The sequence below is a fragment of the Dactylosporangium sp. NPDC051087 genome (assembly GCF_055586325.1).
The window spans coordinates 405,758-424,289 of record NZ_JBVJIJ010000001.1; the positions used below are offsets into that span (position 1 = coordinate 405,758).

Here is an 18,532-nt window from a genome sequence, read left to right on the forward strand (position 1 = left end):
TACTCACGAGTAGGGTAGCGCCAGGCTGCCCTGTCGCACTGAAGGAGACTCCGATGGCCCCCGAAATGACCACGGAACGAGTGGCGATCGTCGGCGGTAATCGCATCCCCTTCGCGCGCTCGGGCAGTGCCTACGCCATTGCATCAAACCAGGACATGCTGACTGCCGCTATAGATGGACTGGTGGCGCGGTTCGGCCTGGCCGGGGAGCGACTCGGCGAGGTCGCGGCGGGTGCGGTGCTCAAACACAGCCGCGATTTCAACCTGACGCGTGAATCCGTGCTCGGCTCCCGCCTCGACCCGCGGACTCCCGCGTACGACGTCCAGCAGGCCTGCGGAACCGGTCTCGAGGCGACGATCCTCGTCGCCAACAAGATCGCCCTCGGCCAGATCGAGTCCGGCATCGCCGGCGGCGTCGACACCACCTCCGACGCGCCCCTCGGCGTCAACGAGGACATGCGGCGGGTGTTCATGGAGCTCAACCGGGCCCGCTCGCTCGGCGCCAGGCTCCGCGCCGTCAGCAAGCTCCGCCCCACCCAGCTCAAACCGGACATCCCGCGCAACTCCGAGCCCAGGACCGGGCTGTCGATGGGCGACTCGGCGGCGCTGACCGCGCTGGAGTTCGGGATCACCCGCGCGGCGCAGGACGAGCTGGCGCTCGCCTCGCACCTGCAGCTGGCCGCCGCCTACGAACGTGGCTTCTTCGACGACCTGATCACGCCGTACCTCGGCCTCCAACGCGACCAGAACCTGCGGCCCGACACGTCGCTGGAGCGGCTCGGCACCCTGAAGCCCGTCTTCGGCCGTGGAGCGTCGGCGACGATGACGGCCGGAAACTCGTCACCCTTGACCGATGGCGCCGCCGTGGTACTGCTGGCGAGCGAGTCCTGGGCCGCGGCGCACAACCTGCCCGTCCTGGCCTACTTCGACACCGCGGAGACCGCCGCGGTCGACTTCGTCCACGGCGGCGACGGCCTGCTCATGGCGCCGACCTACGCGGTGCCCCGGCTGCTCGCCCGCACCGGGCTGAAGCTGCAGGACTTCGACTTCTACGAGATCCACGAGGCCTTCGCCTCGCAGGTCCTCGCCACCCTCAAGGCCTGGGAGGACCCCGCGTTCTGCAAGGAGCGCCTCGGCCTCGACGAGCCCCTCGGCGCGATCGACCGCTCCCGGCTCAACGTCAACGGCTCGTCGCTCGCGGCCGGGCATCCCTTCGCCGCGACCGGCGGCCGGATCGTCGCGACCCTGGCCAAGCTGCTCGCCGAGCGCGGCTCCGGCCGGCGCAAGGTCCGGGGCCTCATCTCCATCTGCGCCGCGGGCGGGCAAGGGGTGACCGCGATCCTTTCGAGGTGAGCGCCGCCGTGGATTCACCCATATCGTTGACGCCATGACGATCCAGCCGACGATGCTCCGGCCGCCGACGCCCCGCCCCGGCTGGCAGGTCGCCGTCGGCCTGATCCTCGCCCTGCCCGCGCTCGTGCTGCTGCTCACGTCCTACGTCGAGCCGCTGTACTGGACCGTGCGCTCCAGCTTCCGCGAGTTCAACGGGCTGCGACTGTCCGAGGGCGGCGCGGCCGCCGGCTGGGACAACTACGACGACGCCTACGCGCAGGGCCGCCTCGCCGACGCCCACTGGTTCGCGCTCAGCCTCGCCGTCGTGCCGATTCTGCTGGTACTGATCCTGTCCCCGGCCCTCGCGTGGGCCGCGAACGCCGGCGGCACCCGGGCGAGATGGATCACCCGGATCATCCTGGCGCTGCCGATCGCCGCCTACGCGCCCGTCGCCATCGCCGTCGCCCTGCGTGACTCGACGTCGACCCGGGCGTCGTACTGGCTGGGCACCTTCGGCCTGGTCGTGGCGCTGGCCACCACCGCCTACCTGGCCACGCTGCGCCGCCGCACCCTGGACTCGCCCCGCAGCCCCGTCCCCGCCGCCCTCGTCGTCGGCGGCCTGGCCGTGCTCACCGTCATCGCGGTCGCGCTGCAGGACTTCACGTTCGCGTTCCTCGGCGGCTTCGGCTCCCGCGCCGACCTCACCCCCGCCCGCCTCATGTACGAGGTCTCCTTCCGCACGATGAGCTTCGGCGCCGGCGCGGCCACCTCGGTGACCCTCCTCGTGCCGCTGATCCTGCTCGGCCTGGTCGCGACGCTCCTGGTGATCCTGCCCCGCACCCGCCTCGAGGTGGACGCGCCGCTCGCCGCCGTCTCCAAGACCCAGCCGATCGTCGCCTGGGTCGTCGGCGGCGTCCTCCTGCTCGCCACGCTTGGCACCGTCTGGTCCGGCCTGTCGCCGTGGCTGTCGGAGATCACCAGCACCGGCCGCGAGGGCGCCCCGTCCACGTTCGTCAACACCTGGCTGCCACCGGTCATCTCCACCCTGATCGGCGTCACCGTCGCCGCCCTCGCCGCGTTCGGGATCAGCGGCCTGCGCCCCCTCGGCCGGCACAGCGAGTGGCTGCTGCTGCCGTTCGGCCTGTTCCTCTTCGTCGGCTCCGCCCCCCTCGCCCTGCGCAACTACGCCGCGGGCGCCACCGCCGACCGGCTCAACTCGTTCCTCGGCCTGATCCCGCCGTCCCGGGTCGCGATCCCGGCCCTGTTCATCCTGGCGCTGCTCTTCCGCGGCCAGGCCCAGCGCCGCGAGGTCCTCCTCCAGGAAGGCCGCCCCGCCCCGTGGACCGGCGTCCTCCTGCCGGCGCTGCCGATGCTCGGCCTGGCCTACGTGGCGACCTGGCTCGTCCAGGTCCAGGACCTGATCTGGCCCCTGATCACCGCCGCCGGCGACCACGCGACCGCGCAGAACCGGCTCCTGCAGGAGACGTTCATGCGCCGCACCGCGAGCACGGACCTGCCCTACGCCCAGCTGATGCCGGTGTGGCTGGTCCTGCTGCTCTTCCTGGGCGTCGCCGCCGCCCAGGTCTTCTACCTGGACCGCGTCGCCCTGCGCGTCGGCCTCCCCGAACGCGACCACCCGCCACGCACCTGACCTGCCAACTTGCACACCCTGCAAGGTAGTATGCAGGGTGTGCAAGCTTCGTCGTTGCTGCTGCCGATCCTGCGTTCGCCGTTCCAGGGTGAGCTGCTGGCGTGGCTCTACCTGCACCCGGACGAGGAGTTCCCGCTCGTCGACCTGGCGCGGCGGCTCGGCGTGTCGCATTCGACCGCCAGCCGCGAGGCGGACCGCCTCGTCGACGCCGGCCTGGTGCTCGACCGCCGTCAGGGCAACCTGCGGCTCATCCGCTCCAATCAGGCGACGGTCGTGACCCGTCCACTCACCGACCTGCTTGCGGTAACATACGGCCCTATGGCCATTATCGGAGAAACGCTCGCCCCGGTCGCCGGCATCGAGCGCGCCTACATCTACGGCTCCTGGGCCGCCCGGTATCGCGGCGAGCCGGGCCCCGTCCCGGGCGACCTGGACGTCCTTGTCGTCGGTGCCCCTGACCCCGACGACGTGTTCGATGCCGCCGCCGCCGCCGAGCGCAGGCTCGGCCGGGAGGTCAACGTGCACACCGTGACGCCTGCCGCCTGGCGCGAGCCGGGCGACGACCCGTTCCTGCGGTCGGTGCACGGCAGGCCGTCCATCGAGCTCGACCTGGCGGCCTGAGATGCGGCCTGAGATGCGCTGGGAGCAGGGCCGCGCGACGCTCGACGACATGCTGGCGAAAGGTTCGCTGGAGCGGGTGCCGCCGAGCCGCGAGCAAGCCGAGGCGATGCTGGACCAGGCCCGCCGCCACCTGGCGGCCGCCGGCACGATCGCCACGGCAGACCCCGTCGGCGCGTATCAGCTGGCGTATGACGCCGCGCGAAAGCGCTGACCGCGGTGCTGGAGAACCAGGGCCTGCGGCCGACCCGCTCCGGCGGCCACATCGCCGTGCTCGACGCGGTGCGAGCCCAGCTCGACCCGCCGCTCGGCGGCGTCCTGCGGCCCTTCGACCGGATGCGCCGGCGGCGCAACGACGCGGAATACCCGTCCGCCCACCGTCCTGAGGTGACCGCGGACGAGGTGGTCGTCGACCGGGTGAAGGTCTCCGAGATCATCGACCTGGCCGCGAAGGTCGTGGACCAGATGAGTCCCTACTGACCCGCGCCGGGTTGCGGCGGCGGGCGGGGTGGGATGCCCCGCGCCGTCGCGTCGGTGGGGCGGGAGAGAATAGGGCACGTGATTCCTAATGTGCTTGCTGGTCGGTACGCGTCGCCTGAGCTGGTGGCGATCTGGTCGCCTGAGGAGAAGGTGCGGTTGGAGCGGCGGCTGTGGCTCGCCGTGCTCACCGCGCAGCGGGACCTCGGGGTCGCGGTGCCGGACGGGGTGGTCGAGGACTACCGGCGGGTGCTCGACGACGTCGACCTGCACAGCATCGCGGAGCGGGAGCGGAGCACCCGGCACGACGTGAAGGCGCGGATCGAGGAGTTCTCCGCGCTCGCCGGGCACGAGCACATCCACAAGGGCATGACGTCGCGGGACCTGACGGAGAACGTCGAGCAGCTGCAGGTCAGGAAGTCCCTGGAGCTGGTCCGGGACCGGATGGTGGCGGCGCTCGCCAGGCTCGCGGCGCGCGCCAGGCAGTACGACGACCTGGTCATGGTCGGCCGGTCGCACAACGTCGCGGCGCAGGCGACCACCCTCGGCAAGAGGTTCGCGAGCGCCGCGGAGGAGCTGCTCATCGCGTACCAGCGGATCGAGAACCTGCTGGAGCGCTACCCGCTGCGCGGGATCAAGGGGCCGGTCGGCACGGCCGCGGACCAGCTGGACCTGCTCGGCGGTGACGCTGACAAGGCCGCCGAGCTGGAGCGCCGGGTCGCGGAGCACCTCGGCTTCGGCACCGTGCTGACCAGCGTCGGCCAGGTGTACCCGCGCTCCCTGGACTTCGACGTGGTGTCGGCCCTGGCGCAGGCGGTCGCGGGACCGTCGAGCCTGGCCACCACGATCCGGCTGATGGCCGGCTACGAGCTGGCGACCGAGGGCTTCAAGAAGGGGCAGGTCGGCTCGTCGGCGATGCCGCACAAGATGAACACGCGCTCCTGCGAGCGGGTCAACGGGCTCGCCGTGATCACCAGGGGCTACCTGTCGATGGTCGGCGAGCTGGCCGGCGACCAGTGGAACGAGGGCGACGTGTCGTGCTCGGTCGTGCGCCGGGTGGCGCTGCCGGACGCGTTCTTCGCCGTCGACGGGCTGTTCGCCACATTCCTGACCGTGCTCGACGAATTCGGGGCATATCCGGCGGTCGTCGCCCGTGAGCTGGACCGGTACCTGCCGTTCCTGGCCACGACGCGGGTCCTGGTCGCCGCCGTCGGCAAAGGCGTCGGCCGTGAGGATGCTCACGAAGCGATCAAGGAGCACGCCGTCTCCGTGGCGCTCGCCATGCGCGAAAAGGGCATCCAGGACAACGACCTGCTGCGGCGGCTGGCCGGCGACGAGCGGCTGCGGTTGACCCAGGACGAGATCGACGCCCTGGTCGCGGACCCGCGGCAGTTCGTCGGAGCGGCATCCGCGCAGGTCAGCGCCATTGCGGACGCGGTGACAGCGGTGGTGGCGAAGCACCCCGAGGCAGGGAGTTACGTGCCGCCGCCCATCCTGTGAGCGCTGGATCTTGGCGCCTGAGCGGGCCGCTAAGATGCGTGTCGGGCGATGTTTCGGGCCTCGCCGCGTGATCAACCGAACCGTGACACGGCCGGTGATCTGCGGCGGAGCCCCGCCCGGTAGGCTCGTGTCGCTCGCCCTCGAGCGCCCGACTCAACTGTCAGGAGTGCCCCGTGGCCCGCGTCGTGGTGGACGTCATGCTCAAACCGGAGATCCTGGACCCCCAGGGTCAGGCGGTCGCGAACGCGCTGCCACGTCTCGGCGTCGCCGACGTGGCATCCGTGCGCATCGGCAAGCGGATCGAGATCGAGTTCGACGGCGCCGCCGACCTCGACCGGGCCCGCGAGATCGCCGACAAGCTCCTCGCCAACCCGGTGATCGAAGACTTCACGCTGCGGGTCGAGGAGACGCCGAGCCTCGTCGAACAGGCGGAGCAGTGACCGCCCGCATCGGCGTCGTCACGTTCCCCGGTTCGCTCGACGACCGCGACGCCGCACGCGCCGTGCACCTGACCGGCGCGGCGCCGATCTCGCTCTGGCACGCCGACGCCGAGCTGTATGGGGTGGACGCCGTCATCCTGCCGGGTGGCTTCTCCTACGGCGACTACCTGCGGGCCGGTGCCATCGCCCGGTTCTCCGCGGTGATGGACTCGATCGTCAAGGCGGCCGGCGACGGCCTGCCCGTGCTGGGCATCTGCAACGGCTTCCAGGTGCTGTGCGAGGCGCACCTGCTGCCGGGCGCGCTGACCCGCAACCAGCACCTGCACTTCCGCAACCGTGACCAGGCGCTGCGCGTGGAGAGCACCGCGACCGCGTGGACGGGCGGGTTCCAGCAGGGCCAGGAGATCGTCATCCCGGTCAAGAACGGCGAAGGCTGCTACATGGCCGACGAGCGCACGCTCGACGAGCTCGAAGGCGAGGGGCGGGTCGTCGCGCGGTACGTCCGCGGCAACCCCAACGGCTCGCTGCACGACATCGCCGCGATCACCAACGCTGCCGGCAACGTCGTCGGGATCATGCCCCACCCGGAGCACGCCGTCGAGGTGCTGACCGGCCCGTCGATCGACGGGCTGGGCATCTTCACGTCCGTGCTCGCACACCTGGGAGCTCGTGTATGACCGCCACGCTGGGTTTCGACACCGTCCCGCACGCCACCGAGACCCCGGACGAAGAGCAGCCCTACGAGGAGCTCGGTCTCCGCGAGGACGAATACGAGCGGATCAAGCAGATCCTGGGCCGCAGGCCGACGAGCTCGGAACTCGCCATGTACTCGATCATGTGGAGCGAGCACTGCTCGTACAAGAGCAGCAAGGTCCACCTGAGGCAGTTCAGCGAGAAGGCCCCGCCCTCCGACCTGATGCTGGCCGGGATCGGGGAAAACGCCGGGGTCATCAAGATTTCCGACGAGATCGCGGTCACGTTCAAGGTCGAGTCGCACAACCACCCCAGCTTCGTCGAGCCGTATCAGGGCGCGGCGACCGGCGTCGGTGGCATCGTCCGCGACATCCTTGCCATGGGCGCCCGCCCGGTCGCCGTGATGGACCCGCTGCGCTTCGGCGCCGCCGACCATGAGGACACCAAGCGCGTCCTGCCCGGCGTCGTCGCCGGCGTCGGCGGCTACGGCAACTGCCTCGGCCTGCCCAACATCGGCGGCGAGGTCGTCTTCGACCCCTGCTACCAGGGCAACCCGCTGGTCAACGCGCTGTGCGTCGGCGTGCTGCCGGTCAACCGCCTGCAGAACAAGGAAGCGCACGGCCCCGGCAACGTGGTCGTCCTGCTCGGCGCCAAGACCGGCCGCGACGGCATCGGCGGCGTGTCCGTCCTGGCCAGCGCCACCTTCGACGCCGACGGCCCGGCCCGCCGCCCGTCGGTGCAGGTGGGTGACCCGTTCATCGAGAAGCTGCTCATCGAGAGCTGCCTCGAGCTGTACGAGCGGGACCTCATCGTCGGTGTGCAGGACCTCGGCGGGGCGGGCCTGACCTGCGCGCTGACCGAGACCAGCGCGTCGGCCGGCACCGGCATGGACGTCAACCTCAACCTGGTGCCGCTGCGCGAAGCGTCGATGGACCCGCAGGAGGTGCTGGCCAGCGAGTCGCAGGAGCGCATGCTCCTCATCGTCGAGCCCGGCAAGCTCGACGAGGTGCTCCGCGTCGCCGAGCGCTGGGGCGTCATCGCCACCGCGATCGGCCGGGTCACCGACGGTGGCCGCCTGGTCATCAGCTGGCACGGCGAGGTCGTCGTCGACGTCCCGCCCGGCTCCCTCGTCGACGACGGCCCGGTCTACGCCCGGCCGATGCGCGAGCCCGCCGACCTGATCCTGCTGCAGGCCGACCGCGCCGAGACGCTGCCCCGGCCGCGCACCGGCGTGGAGCTGCGCGAGACGCTGCTGCGCCTGGCCGCCAGCCCCAACCTGTGCGACAAGAGCTGGGTGACCGAGCAGTACGACCGCTACGTGCAGGGCAACACGATCCTCGCGCAGCCGGAGAACTCGGGCATCATCCGCATCGACGAGCAGACCGGCCTCGGCATCGCGATCTCCACCGACGGCAATGCCCGCTTCGCGCGGCTCGACCCGTACAACGGCGCGAAGCTCGCCCTCGCGGAGTCCTACCGCAACGTGGCCGCCTCCGGCGCCACCCCGCTCGCCGTCACCAACTGCCTCAACTTCGGCTCGCCGGAGGACCCGCAGGTCATGTGGCAGTTCGCGGAAGCGGTCCGCGGCCTCGCCGACGGCTGCCAGGAGCTCGGCATCCCCGTCACCGGCGGCAACGTCAGCTTCTACAACTCCACCGGCTCCCAGGCCATCCACCCCACCCCGGTCGTCGGCGTCCTCGGCGTCCTGTCCAACGTCGGCTCCCGCGTCCCGATGGGCTTCGGCGGCGACAGCGACGTCATCATGCTGCTCGGCGAGACGCAGGAGGAGCTGTCCGGCTCCGAATGGGCCTGGGTGACGCACAACCACCTCGGCGGTCAGCCGCCGCGGGTCAACCTGGTCCGGGAGCGCATCCTCGCCTCCGTCCTCACCGAGGCGGGCGAGCGCGGCCACCTGTCCTCCGCGCACGACCTCTCCGACGGCGGTCTCGCGCAGGCCCTTGTCGAGACGACGCTGCGGTACGACCACGGCGCCAACATCACCCTGCCCGAGGGGCTGAACCCGTTCGTCGCGCTCTTCTCCGAGTCGACGGCCCGGGCCCTGGTGTCCGTGCCCCGCGGCCACGAGAAGGCCTTCGCGGCCCTGTGCGCCCAGCACGGCCTGCCGGCCGTCACGATCGGCACGGTCGACGGCCGCAGCCGCGCGCTGGACGTGCGGGGACAGTTCACGATCTCGCTGGACGAGCTGCGCTCGGCCTGGAAGGGCACGCTGCCGTCTCTGTTCGGCGATGTGTCCACGGACGCTCCCGAGTACGCGTCTGCGTCTTCGGTTGCGTCTTCGGACTCCGCTGAACCGGCTTCCCCTGACGCGTCGTCGGCTGACCAGGTTTCCTCCGACCAGGTTTCGTCCGACCAGGTTTCCTCCGAGCCGGACGACGTGCCGCCCGCCGATCCTGACGCCTGACGATGACCGAGGGCGTCTTCAGCCAGCCCGGCTCGGGCGCCCGCTTCGACTGGGGCCCGGCGGGCGCCGCTGAGCTGGCACGCGTCTGCTCGGTCCTGGTCGTCGTCGACGTCCTGTCCTTCTCCACCGCGGTCGACATCGCCGTCGGCCGCGGTATGCGGGTCCACCCGTTCCCGTGGAGCGACCAGGCCCGCGCGTACGCCGACCGCATCGGCGCCGCGGTCGCCGTCGGCCGTGGCCAGGTCTCCAAGACTTCCCCGTGGTCACTGTCCCCAGCCGCACTGCAGGCCGCCCCCTTCACCGCGGAACTCGTCCTGCCCTCCCCGAACGGCGCCGCCATCTGCTCCGCGGCCGCCTCCACCGGCGTCCCGGTCGTCGCCGCCTGCCTCCGCAACGCCCCCGCCGTGTCCCGCTGGCTCCACGCCAACGGCCACGGCACTGTTTCGTCTCCCGTCGGCGTCGTGGCCGCCGGCGAACTCTGGCCCGACGGCACCCTCCGCCCCTGCGTCGAGGACCTCCTCGGCGCCGCCGCGGTCCTGGACGGCCTGTCGATGCTCGGCGTCCCGCTCTCGGTCGAGTCCGCCGTCACCCTCGCCGCCCTGGCCGCCGTCCGCAACGTCACAGCCGCCGTCCGCCGCTGCGTCAGCGGCCAGGAACTCATCCAGCGCGGCTTCACCGACGACGTCCGCCTGGCCGCCCAGTCCGGCATCTCCCACACCGTCCCGGTCCTGAGCGGCCAGTCCTTCGCCCCCGCCTGAGACCCGCCAGACGCCGCTGACAGGCCGCCTGGGCCACAAGCGCTCGGCGTGGCTGAGCGCCGCCCAGACGAAGCGCAGCCACCCTGATGCCGCGCGCACGCGCGTGAGCCTGCCGCGCGCGAGCGCAGGCAGTGCGAGCTTCAGCGAGCATTGGGGGTGTGGGGTGAGAATCCCCTACGGGGGACGGCCGGAGGCCGGCGGAACACTGCGGAGGGCGTGGGATTCGAACCCACGGAGACGCGGAACGCCTCACCGGTTTTCAAGACCGGCGCCATCGGCCACTAGGCGAGCCCTCCAGTGGAACGTCGAACAGTCTGCCAGATCGTCCCGGGGCGGTGTTGCTCACCCGTGTGAGGGACGCCGGACGTGTTGGGGCGGTGGCGGACCGGGCGACCGCGACCAGATGACATCGTGACACTCCGCCCCAAATGTCGCACCTGAATAGCGTGCGCTGCGCAGACTCAGGGCCAGGGGAAATCTAGGGGCGGGGGCCAAGGGTATGCATCTCTTCTTCAACGATCCACGGGTCGCGTACGTCACCAGGCACCGGCGGATCGTCCGGCATCCGTTGATGGCGCTGGTCGCCGGTGGGGTCGGGGTGGCAGCGCTGGGAGTGGTGATCGGCGCGGCCGGCTGGGAGCCGCCACAGCAGGGGAGCACCACCGGGCCGCGGGCGGCAACCCATCAGGACAGAGCGTTGGGCATGGCCGTGCCGGACCCGGTCAACCTGTATGGCGTCCCGGCCGCCCCCCAGCCGGTCCTCGACCTGGGTGAGCCGCCAAAGACGTTTGCCGCGCCGGCCCGGCCGCAACAGCAGGCGGCCAAGACTCAGGTCAAGCGGGTCGAAAAGGCGAAGGTCCCCCAGGTACCGAAGCCGCAAACGACGACCGAGCCGGCCCCGGAACCCACAAAAGAGCCCACAGCGCAGCCCACAACGCAGCCCACAACGCAGCCCACAACGCAGCCCACAACGCAGCCCACAACAGAGCCGACAGCTGAGCCCACAGCGCAGCCGACCCAAGGACCGGCCCAGGGCCAAGGATGGCCGCACCGCGGGCCGTGGGGGCAGTGGGGGCCATGGGGGCAGGAGCGGTCAGAGCAGAGGCAGGATCAAACGGCGGTCACGCCGTAGCGCAAAATGGACGCCATGCGCGCGATCACGATCGAGCAGCCTGGTGGTCCTGAGGTACTGCGGTGGACGGAGGTCCCCGATCCGGTGCCCGGGCACGACGAGGTGCTGATCGAGGTGCGGGCGGCGGGTGTCAACCGTGCTGATCTCCTGCAGCGGCAGGGGCTCTATCCGCCGCCTGAGGGGGCGCCGCCGTATCCGGGCATGGAGGTGTCCGGCCGGATCGTCGAGTCGAAGGCGCAGCACTGGCACGTCGGCCAGGAGGTGTGCGCGCTGATCTCCGGTGGTGGCTACGCGGAGCTGGCGGTGGCTCCGGCGGGGCAGTTGCTGGCGGTACCGAGGAACGTCAGTCTCGACGACGCCGCCGCGCTGCCCGAGGTGGCGGCGACGGTGTTCTCCAACGTCGTCGAGGTGGCCGGGATCAGGCCGGGGGAGACGCTGCTGGTCCACGGCGGCGGCAGCGGGATCGGCACGTTCGCGGTGCAGCTGGGCAAGGCTCTCGGCGCGCATGTGGTGACGACGGCGCGGGCGGCGAAGCATGAGGCGCTGACGAGGCTCGGCGCGGATCGGGTGATCGACTACACGGCCGAGGATTTCAGCGAGACCGTGAAGGCCGACGTCATCCTCGACATCATCGGCGGCGCCTATCTCAAGGGCAACGTGAAGGCGCTCAACGAGGGTGGCCGCCTGGTCGTGATCGGGATGCAGGGCGGCAGGAAGGCGGAGCTCGACCTCGGGGCGCTGCTGGCGAAGCGGGGCAGCGTGTTCGCGACGGCGTTGCGCTCCAGGACGCCGGCGCAGAAGGCGGCGATCATCCGAGGTGTACGGGAGGAAGTCTGGCCCCTCATCGACGAGGGGTTGATCGGTCCGGTGGTGCACAGCCGGGTGCCGCTGCCGGACGCTGCCGACGCTCACCGGCTGATGGAGTCCAGCGAACACCTCGGGAAGATCATTCTGACCCGGCCGTGAGGATCACCGGGCCGGGGCCGCGGGCGGCGAGCCTGTCGGCGGTGTTGGCGAGGGTGCAGCTGCGCAGCGACAGACAGCCGCATCCGATGCAGCCGGTCAGGGTGTCGCGGAGCCGCTCGAGCAGGGCGATCTGCTCATCGAGGTGGCCGCGCCAGTTGCGGGACAGGCGGGCCCAGTCGGTGCGGGTCGGGGTGCGGCCGGCCGGCAGCGAGGCGAGCGCCTCCTTGATCGTCTCGAGGGGGATGCCGACCTGGGCGGAGATCCTGATGAACGAGACCCGGCGCAGCACGGTGCGCTCGTAGCGGCGCTGGTTGCCGCCGGTGCGGGTGGAGGCGATCAGGCCGAGCTTCTCGTAGAACCGCAGCGCGGAGGGGGCGACCCCGCTGCGCGCCGACAGTTCGCCGATCGTGAGGAGCTCAGCCATGCGGGGTCAGCGCTTTTTGGACGGCTTACGGACGCGCTCGCGGGAGAGGATCCACAGCGCTTCGACGCCGTCTTTCCAGGTGATCTTCTTGCCCTCTTCGCGGGTGCGGGCGCGGTAGCTGATCGGGACCTCGTAGGGCCGGTGCCGGTTGCGCAGGAGCTTGCCGGTGACCTCGGCTTCCATGCCGAACCCGGCGGATTTGATCTGCAGCGACCGGTAGAGCTCGACGGGCATGAGTTTGAAGCAGGTCTCGAGGTCGCCGAGGTAGCAGTTGTACAGCATGTTGGCGGCGGTCGTGACGGCCTTGTTGCCCATGACGTACCAGAACGAGAAGGAGCTGTGGCTGCCGAAGGTGCGATTGCCGTAGACGACGGTGGCGCGGCCGTCGAGGACGGGTTCGAGCAGCTTCGGGATGTCCTGCGGGTCGTATTCGAGGTCGGCGTCGAGGATGACCATGTAGTCACCGGTGGCGTGCTCGACCGCGGTGCGGATCGCCGCGCCTTTGCCTTTGTTGCGTGGGTGCAGGACGACGCGGATGCGTTCGTCGTGCAGCCCGTTGAGGATCTCCGCGGTGCGGTCCCGGCTACCGTCGTCGACGATGACCAGCTCGGTCTCGGTCGGGTAGTTCACGTCCAGCGCTTGTTTCACGGCGTCGGCGACGCGGACTTCCTCGTTGTAGACCGGCATCAGGATCGACAGCTTCATCACGATCTCCGAAGGGTTCGGGCTGGGACCATCAGACTAGCTTCCCATCACCCGTGCGTGTGATTCCGCGTTGGGGGTCGCTGACCTCGTACGGTGTCGCGTATGACGAGCGCAGCGAAGCAGTTGGGCGACGAAGCGTACATCGCGGTGACGACATTCCGCCGCGACGGCACTCCCGTGTCGACGCCTGTGTGGGTGGCGCCGGAGGACGGGGCGTTGATGGTCTGGACCGTCCGCGACTCCGGCAAGGTCAAGAGGATCCGCCGGGACGGCAAGGTGACGGTCGCGCCGTGCACGGTCCGGGGCGTGCCGACCGGCGAGGCGGTGCCGGGGCACGCGACGATCCTCGACGCCGAGGGCGGGAAGACCGCCCGTGAGCTCATCAAGCGCAAGTACGGCCTGCGCGGCCGCCTCTTCGTCTGGATGAGCGTCCGCCGGCGGGGCGCGGACGGGACGGTGGGGGTGCGGATCACGCTGGTCTGAACGGCCGGACCCGCACAAAGCAACGCGCTCGGATCACCGGGGGGTGACGATCCGAGCGCGTTGCTTGTGCAGAAGCGTGTTGTTTTGGCACCGGAGGAGGGTGCGAGGTAGGGTTGCGCCTCAGTCGCCCTGGCGCTGCTGCGGGATCTGCCCCTGGAGCAGGGCGCGCACCTCGGATTCGCGATAGCGGCGGTGCCCACCGAGCGTGCGGATGGCGCTCAGCTTGCCCGCCTTCGCCCATCGGGTGACGGTTTTCGGGTCGACGCGGAACATCGACGCGACCTCAGCCGGCGTTAGCAACGGCTCAGGCTCATGCGTGCGAGATGGCATCGGTCACTCCTCCACAGGTACCCAGGAACGTCGGACGGGGTCCCGCCGGCCGACGCGTTTCCTATGGTCCGGCTAGTCCCCGATGTCCGACATGGGCCGAACGGCTGAAGGTCCCTGTATGGACGGATGATGAATAAGTGAATTTTCCCAATTTGATGACACGAAATGGGATAAAGCGGGACCGGATGTGACGCTCTGTGGGTGAGCAGATACGAATCTAGCTCACCCGACCGGGTGAGCGGTAGCCCACAAAGTCCTCCCAATAACCCATAACGGACACCCCTTCGGAGCGATTCGGTTGCGAAGGGTGACACCCGTTCGGGGATGCCCGGATTCGGACATCCACACCAAGCTATGCCCCGACGGGAGCCGCCGAGGGGTGGTCCGGCGGGTGATTTCCGGGTGGGCTCGCGGCCCGCGGCCACCCACGGGCGCGGCCAAGGTCATGCCGAGCGCCTCGACCGGTCATCGTGCCGTTATTCCACGGATCGAGCAGCGCCCGACTGCGGACCGGCCGGAGTCGTGCGGACCAACCGGGCGGCGACAGGCGGCGACAGGAGCCGGCCAGGGCAGGCCGGACGGGTGGGATGCCTCGGCGAAGGCGGCCCGGGTGGGATGCCCCGGTCGAAGGCGGCCGGGTGGGCGCGGACCTCGACCGATCGTCCCGAGCGCCGACCCGGCCGAAGAGCGTCCCTGCGCGGCGGGCCGGATCATGCGGAGGGGGCGGTGGCTAGTTGCAGCGCTCCAGGAGCTGGACCGCGCGCCAGCGCTCGACGAGCTTCTCGTAGACCTCGGTGGCCTCGTCGGCGTCGCCGCGGGCCACGCTGGACAGGCCGGCCGAGACCAGGCCCGGGGAGTCGTCCTCGACGAGGGTCTCGTCGGGCAGGAGACTGACCAGGCCGCCGTAGTCCAGCTCGACGATCGAGCGGGAGTGGAACTCCTCCAGCCAGCGCGCCGTCTCCTCGACCGCCACCGTGATCGGCGCGTCGCCGATGGCCCGGCGCAGGACCGCATAGGCGCGGTGCGCGCGGCGGCGGGCCTTGGAGATCTCGGTGCGGTAGCGCAGGACCCGGCGGCCGGGGCGCAGCGACAGCTCCCGCTCCTCCAGGTCGACGAAGACGAACCAGCGCAGCGGCACCCCCCACGTGGCGACCTGCTCGTGGACGCGGGGCATGCCGCGCTCCAGGACGTGGTCGCCGCTGCGCCAGTCGTCGACGATGGTCTGGGCGAGGCCGGCGAGGGCCGGTGGGACGAAGGCGTCGGCGATCACGCTCGGCACGCCGTCCCGCGCGGTGAGGGCCGCCTCGGCGACCCGGATGCGCAGATTCCACGGGCAGACGAGGAGCGTGTCGTCGGCCTCCAGGACATAGGCCTCGTCGGGGAGGTCGGGCAGCCGGGTCCAGCTGGCGCCGAGCGCCTCGATGACCGCGGTCCGCTGGCGGCCGGGGCCGTCGGACAGCGCGACGGCCCTGCCCTCCTTCACGTAGCGACGCCAATACAGCTGGTGGTCGCGGTCGAAGGCGGCCAGCGGCTCGTACACCCGCAGGTATGACGCGAAGAGCGACGGCACGGCCCGATCGTCGCACGAAACAGTCGTCTGTCGGTATTAGGGTCGGTATACAGGCGCCGTCTCACGAGGATCGGGCCCCCCACCGACACAGGAGCATCCATGGGTGTCTTCACCACCAGCCACGAGCAGGTCGTCTACTGCCACGACCGGCCGTCCGGCCTGCGCGCGATCATCGCCATCTACTCGACGGCGCTCGGTCCCGCGTTGGGCGGGACCCGGTTCTATCCGTACGCGTCGGAGGACGACGCCCTGCACGACGTGCTCGAGCTGTCGCGCGGGATGGCGTACAAGAACGCGCTCGCGGGTCTGGACCTCGGCGGCGGCAAGGCCGTCATCTGGGGCGACCCGGAGAAGGACAAGAGCGAGGCGCTGCTGCGCGCCTACGGCAGGTTCGTGCAGTCGCTGGGTGGCCGCTACTTCACCGCGTGCGACGTGGGCACGTATGTGCAGGACATGGACGTGGTGGCGAAGGAGACCAGGTTCGTCACGGGACGCTCCGAGTCGCACGGCGGAGCGGGTGATTCGTCGGTCCTTACCGCCTACGGGGTCTTCCAGGGCATGCGGGCCGCCGCCGAGCACCGCTGGGGCAGTCCCACGCTCGCCGGCCGGCGGGTCGGCATCGCCGGTCTCGGCAAGGTCGGCAAGCACCTCACCGAGCACCTGATCGAGGACGGCGCGTCGGTCGTCGCGACCGACGTCGACGAGCGGGCCGTGGACTGGGTCCGCGCCACCTATCCCCAGGTGGACGTCCTGGACAGCAACGAGGCTCTGGTCGCGGCGGATCTCGACGTGTACGCGCCGTGTGCGCTCGGTGGTGCGCTCAGCGACGAGACCGCGGCCGCGCTGAAGGCGAAGATCGTCGCCGGCTCGGCGAACAACCAGCTGGCTCACCCGGGGGTGGAGAAGCTGCTCGCCGAGCGGGACGTGCTCTACGCACCCGACTACGTCGTCAACTCGGGCGGGGTCATCCAGGTGGCCGACGAGATCGAGGGCTTCAACTTCGCCCGGGCCCAGCAGCGGGCGTCCAGGATCTTCCACACGACGCGGGAGATTCTGCAGCTCGCGGAGGCCGAGCGGGTCCCACCGGCGGTTGCGGCCGATCGACTCGCCGAACGGCGGATGGCCGACGTCGGAAGGCTCCGTACGATCCTGTTGTAGGACGTGACGACCACGGTACGACGGTGGTGCTTACCCAACCGGTCCGGTCGGGTAAGCAACGCCACCGAATTGGTCGGTAGGGGCGAGATGCCGAAAGGTGCCCTCGACATGTACCGTAAGAGCCACGAGAGATGCCTGACGTTGTCGGGGCCTGCCGGTAATGGCTGCCCCGTAATTCTGTGCGAGGGGGTCGAGCCATGGGGCGCGGCCGTGCGAAGGCCAAGCAGACTAGGGTGGCCAGGGAGTTGAAGTATCACTCCCCAAACACCGACCTCGACGCGTTGCAGCGCGAGCTCGCGGGCAGCCCGAAGTCTTACGACGACTACGCCGGTTCCGGCGAGCAAGTCGACGATGAGGCCGACGACGAGGACGACGGTAACTACGACGACTCCTCCAGCGACAGCGATTGGCGCTCACGGAGTCGTTGATCATCGGTCTACCCGGCTGACGGGCACGTGGCGACCCCACGTGCCCGCGTCATGTCCGAGACACCCGCGCGGTGGCCGTTCTCTCGACGGCTCACCGCGCGGGTGTTCAGACGTAGCCTGACGCTTCTGGAGCAACCCTCAACGGGGACGGTTGTTCCAGTTGTAGAAGGTCGGGATGTTCTCGAAGTGGTTCCAGGCGCAGACGGCGTTCGCGCCGTCCTCACCACTCGCCTCTGAGCGGGCGGCCCTTGCCACGGCGGCCTCATCGAGCAGCACACGAAGGCCGTCAGCGGCTCCGTGGACGCGCTCGGTGACCGGGTCAGCGTGCTCCGGCATGGTCCAGCACTCCCTCCAGAAGGCAAATCTTGCTGTTCCGGCAGTGATTCGTCTCCGTACCGTCGAACCTGCCGTGCTCGAAGTAGCGGTTCGCCGCGTGGGCGCCACCGCAGAAGCCGAAGTACGGGCAGGTCGAGCGGCACGCCTCGACACCGCGCAGATACTCCGGCACCCATCCGGCCGAGCCCGCCGCGCCGGCCAGGATGGCGGACAGCGGCGTCTCCAGGACGTTGCCGGACGAGAAGTCGCCGTAGTGGGCGTCGGTGAAGCCCGCCAGCTCGGGTGAGAGCAGGAAGACCCGGCCGTCGGCGGCGATCGTCGGGATCGGGTCGAGCGCCGCGGGCAGGACACCGTCGGCGCCGCCGGACAGGACCGCGCCGGCGTAGCGCAGCGTCCACTCGATCTCCCGCACGTGGATGCGCGGGTCGCGCCGCCACGCCGCCACGAGCTCGGCCCAGAACGCGCGGACCGCGCCGGCGCCGAAGTCGTTGTCGCGCGCGTTGACGCCCTCCTGCTCCTCGATGTTGATCCCGAGGACGTCGCAGCCGAGGCCGAGGAAGTAGTCGTAGAGCCGCGTGGCCAGGCCCGGCGCGGGGGCCTTCACGACGCACAGCGCCGAGAAGGGGATCTCGCGGCGCCGCAGCGTCTCGATGCCGCGCTGGATCCGCTGGTACGCCGGGGAGCCCGCCCGATCGATCCGCTCATCATTCAGGTCGGGTGGCCCGTCGACGCTCACACTGACGTGCATCCGGTGCTCGGTGAAGAAGTCGCACCAGTCGTCGTCGATGAGCGTGGCATTCGTCTGCACGTGATGCTCGACGCCCTCGAAGGGGGCCATCAGCTCCAGAAGGGCGGCCCGGCCCGCTGCCAGGGGCTCGCCGCCGTGCCACACCACGGAGAAGCGGTCGTTGCCGGCGGCCCAGCCGTTGACGGACGCCGCCACCGCGGCGGCGGTCGAGGGGCTCATCCGGTCGTTGCGGGACCGGAATGGCAGGTAGCAATACGTGCAGTCAAGGTTGCACAACGTCGTGGGCTGCATCACGACATAACCTGGGATCTGCGAGATGCCCCGCATGCCGCTCCACGACACCGCCCCGTCCTCCTTTTGGG

At 70.5% G+C, this 18,532-nt stretch carries 19 protein-coding genes, 1 tRNA gene and 1 pseudogene; 14 read left to right on the forward strand and 7 right to left on the reverse strand.

Annotated elements, in window-relative coordinates; all coding sequences use genetic code 11:
• Positions 1 to 65 precede the first annotated feature (65 nt).
• From ACZ6TV_RS01880 to ACZ6TV_RS01925, 10 genes are all read left to right on the forward strand, one after another.
• Positions 66 to 1,352: an acetyl-CoA C-acetyltransferase gene (locus ACZ6TV_RS01880; RefSeq protein WP_465294896.1), complete on the forward strand. Its 1,287-nt coding sequence runs from the start codon at positions 66 to 68 to the stop codon at positions 1,350 to 1,352.
• Between the two features lie 34 nt (positions 1,353 to 1,386).
• Positions 1,387 to 2,982, forward strand: a complete 1,596-nt coding sequence (locus tag ACZ6TV_RS01885; RefSeq protein WP_465294281.1) for a sugar ABC transporter permease — start codon at positions 1,387 to 1,389, stop codon at positions 2,980 to 2,982.
• Positions 2,983 to 3,021: 39 nt separating this feature from the next.
• Complete coding sequence (locus tag ACZ6TV_RS01890; protein WP_465294283.1) at positions 3,022 to 3,603, forward strand: MarR family transcriptional regulator; 582 nt, start codon at positions 3,022 to 3,024, stop codon at positions 3,601 to 3,603.
• 13 nt (positions 3,604 to 3,616) lie between these two features.
• Complete coding sequence (locus tag ACZ6TV_RS01895) at positions 3,617 to 3,814, forward strand: hypothetical protein (RefSeq protein ID WP_465294285.1); 198 nt, start codon at positions 3,617 to 3,619, stop codon at positions 3,812 to 3,814.
• 5 nt (positions 3,815 to 3,819) lie between these two features.
• Positions 3,820 to 4,080, forward strand: a complete 261-nt coding sequence (locus tag ACZ6TV_RS01900) for a hypothetical protein (protein WP_465294287.1) — start codon at positions 3,820 to 3,822, stop codon at positions 4,078 to 4,080.
• Positions 4,081 to 4,113: 33 nt separating this feature from the next.
• Positions 4,114 to 5,577, forward strand: a complete 1,464-nt coding sequence (gene purB, locus ACZ6TV_RS01905) for an adenylosuccinate lyase (RefSeq protein ID WP_465294289.1) — start codon at positions 4,114 to 4,116, stop codon at positions 5,575 to 5,577.
• Between the two features lie 173 nt (positions 5,578 to 5,750).
• Positions 5,751 to 6,017: a phosphoribosylformylglycinamidine synthase subunit PurS gene (gene purS / locus ACZ6TV_RS01910; protein ID WP_465294291.1), complete on the forward strand. Its 267-nt coding sequence runs from the start codon at positions 5,751 to 5,753 to the stop codon at positions 6,015 to 6,017.
• Entirely contained in the window at positions 6,014 to 6,694 is a 681-nt protein-coding gene (gene purQ / locus ACZ6TV_RS01915; RefSeq protein ID WP_465294293.1) for a phosphoribosylformylglycinamidine synthase subunit PurQ, read from the forward strand. The genes purS and purQ overlap by 4 nt, the downstream gene beginning before the upstream one ends.
• Positions 6,691 to 9,132, forward strand: coding sequence for a phosphoribosylformylglycinamidine synthase subunit PurL (purL, locus tag ACZ6TV_RS01920; RefSeq protein ID WP_465294295.1), 2,442 nt, complete (start codon positions 6,691 to 6,693; stop codon positions 9,130 to 9,132). Before purQ ends, purL begins: the two co-directional genes overlap by 4 nt.
• Positions 9,133 to 9,134: 2 nt before the next feature.
• A complete protein-coding gene (locus ACZ6TV_RS01925; RefSeq protein ID WP_465294297.1) occupies positions 9,135 to 9,890 on the forward strand; it encodes a 2-phosphosulfolactate phosphatase in 756 nt (251 codons plus the stop codon).
• Between the two features lie 208 nt (positions 9,891 to 10,098).
• Here the strand turns inward: ACZ6TV_RS01925 and ACZ6TV_RS01930 are convergent.
• Positions 10,099 to 10,186 (reverse strand) — tRNA-Ser (locus tag ACZ6TV_RS01930).
• Between the two features lie 851 nt (positions 10,187 to 11,037).
• On the opposite strand from ACZ6TV_RS01930, the gene ACZ6TV_RS01935 reads away from it, so the two are divergent.
• Positions 11,038 to 11,988 carry an NAD(P)H-quinone oxidoreductase gene (locus ACZ6TV_RS01935; RefSeq protein WP_465294299.1) on the forward strand — a complete coding sequence of 317 codons (951 nt, stop codon included), beginning with the start codon at positions 11,038 to 11,040 and terminating at the stop codon, positions 11,986 to 11,988.
• Here ACZ6TV_RS01935 and soxR read toward each other — a convergent pair.
• Together soxR and ACZ6TV_RS01945 are read right to left on the reverse strand one after the other, a co-directional pair.
• Positions 11,969 to 12,412, reverse strand: a complete 444-nt coding sequence (soxR, locus tag ACZ6TV_RS01940) for a redox-sensitive transcriptional activator SoxR (RefSeq protein ID WP_465294301.1) — start codon at positions 12,410 to 12,412, stop codon at positions 11,969 to 11,971. The two genes, ACZ6TV_RS01935 and soxR, sit on opposite strands and share 20 nt — an antisense overlap.
• Positions 12,413 to 12,418: 6 nt before the next feature.
• On the reverse strand, positions 12,419 to 13,117 hold the full coding sequence (locus ACZ6TV_RS01945) for a glycosyltransferase family 2 protein (RefSeq protein ID WP_465294303.1): 699 nt from the start codon (positions 13,115 to 13,117) through the stop codon (positions 12,419 to 12,421).
• A 102-nt stretch (positions 13,118 to 13,219) separates the two neighbouring features.
• Here ACZ6TV_RS01945 and ACZ6TV_RS01950 point away from each other — a divergent pair, with 102 nt between their 5' ends.
• Positions 13,220 to 13,600, forward strand: a complete 381-nt coding sequence (locus tag ACZ6TV_RS01950; protein ID WP_465294305.1) for a PPOX class F420-dependent oxidoreductase — start codon at positions 13,220 to 13,222, stop codon at positions 13,598 to 13,600.
• A gap of 120 nt (positions 13,601 to 13,720) precedes the next feature.
• On the opposite strand, the gene ACZ6TV_RS01955 is transcribed toward ACZ6TV_RS01950, so the two are convergent.
• Positions 13,721 to 13,930 carry a BldC family transcriptional regulator gene (locus tag ACZ6TV_RS01955; protein ID WP_033365012.1) on the reverse strand — a complete coding sequence of 70 codons (210 nt, stop codon included), beginning with the start codon at positions 13,928 to 13,930 and terminating at the stop codon, positions 13,721 to 13,723.
• A gap of 730 nt (positions 13,931 to 14,660) precedes the next feature.
• Positions 14,661 to 15,500, reverse strand: coding sequence for a DUF8083 family protein (locus tag ACZ6TV_RS01960; RefSeq protein WP_465294308.1), 840 nt, complete (start codon positions 15,498 to 15,500; stop codon positions 14,661 to 14,663).
• Between the two features lie 99 nt (positions 15,501 to 15,599).
• Here ACZ6TV_RS01960 and ACZ6TV_RS01965 point away from each other — a divergent pair, with 99 nt between their 5' ends.
• Together ACZ6TV_RS01965 and ACZ6TV_RS01970 are read left to right on the forward strand one after the other, a co-directional pair.
• Positions 15,600 to 16,658 (forward strand): Glu/Leu/Phe/Val dehydrogenase dimerization domain-containing protein, encoded by a 1,059-nt coding sequence (locus ACZ6TV_RS01965; protein ID WP_465294310.1) that lies wholly within the window; start codon positions 15,600 to 15,602, stop codon positions 16,656 to 16,658.
• Between the two features lie 197 nt (positions 16,659 to 16,855).
• A complete protein-coding gene (locus tag ACZ6TV_RS01970) occupies positions 16,856 to 17,086 on the forward strand; it encodes a DUF3073 domain-containing protein (RefSeq protein ID WP_203849284.1) in 231 nt (76 codons plus the stop codon).
• 138 nt (positions 17,087 to 17,224) lie between these two features.
• Here ACZ6TV_RS01970 and amcA read toward each other — a convergent pair whose 3' ends face one another.
• Both amcA and amcB read right to left on the reverse strand, forming a co-directional pair.
• On the reverse strand, positions 17,225 to 17,362 hold the full coding sequence (amcA, locus tag ACZ6TV_RS01975) for a multiple cyclophane-containing RiPP AmcA (protein WP_442788709.1): 138 nt from the start codon (positions 17,360 to 17,362) through the stop codon (positions 17,225 to 17,227).
• Between the two features lie 33 nt (positions 17,363 to 17,395).
• Positions 17,396 to 18,497 (reverse strand): annotated as a pseudogene (amcB, locus tag ACZ6TV_RS01980) (cyclophane-forming radical SAM peptide maturase AmcB); the annotation flags it as partial.
• Positions 18,498 to 18,532 lie beyond the last annotated feature (35 nt).

Excerpts from the sequence above, each read along its gene's own strand:
- ACZ6TV_RS01965 (WP_465294310.1), top strand. The coding sequence starts at position 15,600 with ATGGGTGTCTTCACCACCAGCCACGAGCAGGTCGTCTACTGCCACGAC.
- purB (WP_465294289.1), top strand. The coding sequence starts at position 4,114 with ATGCCCCGCGCCGTCGCGTCGGTGGGGCGGGAGAGAATAGGGCACGTG.
- purL (WP_465294295.1), top strand. The coding sequence starts at position 6,691 with ATGACCGCCACGCTGGGTTTCGACACCGTCCCGCACGCCACCGAGACC.
- ACZ6TV_RS01970 (WP_203849284.1), top strand. The coding sequence starts at position 16,856 with ATGGGGCGCGGCCGTGCGAAGGCCAAGCAGACTAGGGTGGCCAGGGAG.
- ACZ6TV_RS01885 (WP_465294281.1), top strand. The coding sequence starts at position 1,387 with ATGACGATCCAGCCGACGATGCTCCGGCCGCCGACGCCCCGCCCCGGC.
- ACZ6TV_RS01935 (WP_465294299.1), top strand. The coding sequence starts at position 11,038 with ATGCGCGCGATCACGATCGAGCAGCCTGGTGGTCCTGAGGTACTGCGG.
- soxR (WP_465294301.1), bottom strand. The coding sequence starts at position 12,412 with ATGGCTGAGCTCCTCACGATCGGCGAACTGTCGGCGCGCAGCGGGGTC.
- ACZ6TV_RS01895 (WP_465294285.1), top strand. The coding sequence starts at position 3,617 with ATGCGCTGGGAGCAGGGCCGCGCGACGCTCGACGACATGCTGGCGAAA.
- ACZ6TV_RS01925 (WP_465294297.1), top strand. The coding sequence starts at position 9,135 with ATGACCGAGGGCGTCTTCAGCCAGCCCGGCTCGGGCGCCCGCTTCGAC.
- ACZ6TV_RS01950 (WP_465294305.1), top strand. The coding sequence starts at position 13,220 with ATGACGAGCGCAGCGAAGCAGTTGGGCGACGAAGCGTACATCGCGGTG.
- ACZ6TV_RS01945 (WP_465294303.1), bottom strand. The coding sequence starts at position 13,117 with ATGAAGCTGTCGATCCTGATGCCGGTCTACAACGAGGAAGTCCGCGTC.
- ACZ6TV_RS01955 (WP_033365012.1), bottom strand. The coding sequence starts at position 13,930 with ATGCCATCTCGCACGCATGAGCCTGAGCCGTTGCTAACGCCGGCTGAG.
- ACZ6TV_RS01880 (WP_465294896.1), top strand. The coding sequence starts at position 66 with ATGACCACGGAACGAGTGGCGATCGTCGGCGGTAATCGCATCCCCTTC.